The following is a 3,751-nucleotide window of genomic DNA, read 5'->3' on the forward strand; positions in this document are numbered from 1 at the left end:
GGCGACCGCGTCGCCGGCCTTGGCCACGTCGTCGAACGAGGCCATGACGACCTGCGCGCACTGGGGCCTCGGGATCAGCTTGAGCGTGACTTCGGTGACGACGAGCAGCAGGCCTTCCGAACCGATCGCGAGCGCGAGCAGATCGAGTCCGGGCGTGTCGAGCGCGCCGCCGCCGAGCACGATTTCTTCGCCTTCGATCGTGTAGCCGCGCAGGCCGAGGACGTTGTGCACGGTCAGTCCGTACTTGAGGCAATGCACGCCGCCGGAATTTTCCGCGACGTTGCCGCCGATCGAGCAGGCGATCTGCGACGACGGATCGGGCGCGTAGTACAGGCCGAACGGCGCGGCTGCTTCGGACACGGCGAGATTGCGCAGGCCCGGTTCGACGCGTGCGGTGCAGGCGAGCGGATCGAGTTCGAGGATGCGGTTCAACTTCGCCAGCGACAGCACGAGACCATCCGCGCACGGCATCGCGCCGCCCGACAGCCCCGTGCCCGCGCCGCGCGCGACGACGGGAATCTGCAAGGCATGGCAGACGCGCAGCACCTCGCGCACTTGCGCCGCGGTTTCCGGCAGCGCCACCGCGAACGGCTTCTGCCGGAACGCGGACAGGCCATCGCATTCGAACGGCGTCGTCTGCTCCGCATCGAACAGAAGGCAGGACGAAGGCAGCACGCCGGCGAGCGCGCGTGCGAGTCCGCCGCGGCGGTCGCCGTATGGCGTGGAGGGAGCGCGGGTTTCGCTGGACGACATTGCGGCATGCTAAACCCGAACGATTCGCTGCGACAGCCGCTGTCCCGGAAACAGGTCGTAGTGACAAGGAACCGGAAGAGGAGTATATCGGCCACGGCGGGACGACACCGGTCCGTGCGACCGGCTCCGCGGAAGATAAAAATATACTTTGCGACATTGCCGTTCTAGGGAGGCTGCATGTTCACGCAAGTGATCGATCCGCTGGGCAATCTGACCCTGACCTGCCTGGTCGCGCTGATTCCGGTTGTGTTCCTTCTCGTCCTGCTCGCCGTATTCCGCGCACCGGCGTGGATCGCGGTGATGGCCGGCTCGCTGGTCACCTTCCTGCTCGCGATGTGGGTATGGCGCATGCCGTTCGACGTCGGCTCGCAGGCCTTCATCAACGGGGCGGCGACCGGCATGTGGAACGTCAACTGGATTACGTTCTGGGGCCTGATCCTGTTCAATACCTTGTCGCTGACCGGCCTGTTCGAGAATTTCCGGCGCTGGCTGATCGCGCAGGGCAGCGCGGACGTGCGCGTGCAGACGATGCTGTTCGCCTGGGCCTTCGGCGCGCTGCTCGAAGGACTTGTCGGCTTCGGCTACCCGTGGGCCGTGGTCGCGCCGATCCTGATTTCGCTCGGCATCTCCGACCTCAACGCGATCCGTGTCGCCGCGATCGCGAACAACGCGCCGGTGTCGTACGGCGCGCTCGGCGCGCCGATCATCGGTCTCGCCGCGGTCACCGGCTATCCGTTGCTCGCACTGTCGGGCTCGATCGGCTCGGTCGTCGCCGTGCTCGCCCTGCTGCCGCCGTGGGTGTTGCTGTATCTGGTCTCCGGTCGCGCCGGCATGTGGAGCGCATGGCCGCTCGCGATCGTCGGTTCGCTCGGCTACATCCTCGGCCAGTATCCGGTCGCGGTGTACATGGGGCCGTATCTGCCCGACGTGACCGGATCGATCGTCTGCTTCGCCGCGCTGCTCCTGCTGCTCAAGTTCTGGCAGCCGAGCGCGATCCTCGGCTACGGCGGCGTGCCGCTCGACGCGGCCGCGCTCGCGCAGCATCGGCGCGACCACGGCCTGAGCGTGGGCGAAGTCGTGCAGGCATGGCTGCCGTTTGTGATCCTGCTGGTCGTCGTCGCGCTGTGGACCGGGCCGTGGTCGCCGTTGCCGAAGGTGAGCTGGTTCAAGGCCGCGGCGGCGGCCTGCGCAGCGGCATCGACCACCTGCACGGCGGCTAAGCCCGACGTCAGCGCGGTATTCAACTTCGCGCCGTGGGTCGGCGGCACGGCGATCCTCGTCGCGTGGGTGCTGGTCGCCGCGTGGCTGTTCGCGATCGGCAAGCTCACCGGCGACCTGCTCGGTCAGGTGTTCCGCAAGACCTTCGCGCAGATGTGGGGCGCGCTGCTGGTCGGCGTGTTCATCTTTGGGCTGGCCTACGTGTTCAACTTCTCCGGCATGGCGGCGTCGCTGGCGAAAGGCTTCGCCTCGCTCGGCACCGCGTTCATTGTCGTTGCACCTATCCTCGGCTTCATCGGCGTCGCGCTGTCGGGCTCGAACACCTCGACCAACGCGATGTTCGGCAAGTTCCAGGCGCTGGTCGGCGCGCAGCTCGGCCTGCCGCCGCTGTTGCTGCCGACGCTGAATTCGGTCGGCGCGGAAATCGGCAAGCCGGTGGCGCCGCAGACCGCGAGCGTGGGCGTGTCGACGAGCCGTTTCGTGCGCAAGGAAGGCGACGTGATCCGCCACAACATGGGCTGGACCTTCGTCCTGCTCGCCTACCTGATCGTGATCGCGGTGGCGTTCCACTTCCTGCAACCGGCGAGCATGACCTTGCCGCCGCCGTAGTCAGGCAAAACGCAGCACGAAGGCATGGTCGCCGTTCGCGGCGACGCTTTCCTCGAGTCGCCAGCCCCAGCGCTCGCAGACGCGTCGGATCATGCCGAGGCCGAGCGCGTGCTCGCGCACGTCGAGTTGGGTCGCTTCCGCGGCCGCGGGCGGGCCTTCGTGGGCGATGCAGACCGTGTCCGGTGCGACCGCGACACGCAGCACGCCGCCGTCGGCGAACTGGGTCACCGCGCGCAACAGATTGCCGAGGATCACGCGCAGCACCTTCTGCGGCGCGGCAACCGCGACATTCGCCATGCCCTCGTGTTGCAGGCCGAGATGCTTTTCGTTGAGCGCATCGCGGCGCTCGGCGAGCAGGCTGCGCACGAGTTCGTCGAGATCGGGCGTGCGGCCTTCGTTCGCTTCCGATTCGTCGCTGCGTGCGAGCACGAGCAGGGCGTCGAGCAGGTCGCGCAGTTCGTCGGCACCGCGCTGCATGCGCTTCAAGCGTGTGACGATCGTCGCGCTGCACTGACCCGAGTCGAGAAGCACTTCGATCGCGCCGCGGATCACCGCGAGCGGCGTGCGCAGCTCGTGACTCGCGTCCGCGGTGAAAGTGCGCTCGCGGCGCACATAGCCGTAGAGTTTTTCCTGGTAGTTGTCGAAGGCGAGCGCGAGCGCGCCGACCTCGTCCTCGGCGAAACCGGGCGAGAGCTTCTCCGCACCGCGGCGCGACGGCTCGAGCACCTCGACGCGGCGGGCGAGACGGCGCACCGGCTCGATCGCGCGTCCGGCCCAGAACCAGCCGAGCCAGGCGGAGAGGATCGTGCCGAACAGCACGAGCGCGATCAGATCGCGCGTCCAGCGGCGCTCGCGCACGCCTTCCATGCCCATGTCGAGCACGATGTAGAGGCGCCGACCATCGGCAGTCGCATGCACCGCGACGTAGCGGTGCGGACCGCTGTCGCCGATCTCGTACGGATCACCGGGTTCGAGGCCGGCGAGCTCGGCGGGCGGCGCCTCGCCGCCCTTCGCGCCGCTGAGGAAAATACGGAAATGCGCCGAATGCGTGTGCGGCAGCGCGCCGAATTCGGCGTAGCGCTGGACGAAATAGTCGCCTTCGACGCGCAGCATTTCGCGCGCGACGCGACCGACGTAGGCCGAGGAAAAGTGCAGCGAGATGAACGCGAGA

At 67.8% G+C, this 3,751-nt stretch carries 3 protein-coding genes; 1 reads left to right on the plus strand and 2 read right to left on the minus strand.

What is annotated here, in order from left to right:
- On the minus strand, window positions 1–753 hold a 753-nt coding region (locus VF497_RS09240; RefSeq protein WP_330887932.1), incomplete at its 3' end, for an FAD-binding protein.
- 177 nt (window positions 754–930) lie between these two features.
- Here VF497_RS09240 and VF497_RS09245 point away from each other — a divergent pair.
- Entirely contained in the window at window positions 931–2,580 is a 1,650-nt protein-coding gene (locus VF497_RS09245) for an L-lactate permease (RefSeq protein WP_330887934.1), read from the plus strand.
- On the opposite strand, the gene VF497_RS09250 is transcribed toward VF497_RS09245, so the two are convergent.
- Window positions 2,581–3,751 (minus strand): HAMP domain-containing sensor histidine kinase (locus tag VF497_RS09250; protein ID WP_330887936.1); only part of this gene is annotated, 1,171 nt, incomplete at its 5' end. It abuts the gene before it with no gap.

It is taken from the genome of Rudaea sp. (genome assembly GCF_036383415.1).
Classification (GTDB): domain Bacteria; phylum Pseudomonadota; class Gammaproteobacteria; order Xanthomonadales; family Rhodanobacteraceae; genus Rudaea.

Excerpts from the sequence above, each read along its gene's own strand:
- VF497_RS09245 (WP_330887934.1), top strand. The coding sequence starts at position 931 with ATGTTCACGCAAGTGATCGATCCGCTGGGCAATCTGACCCTGACCTGC.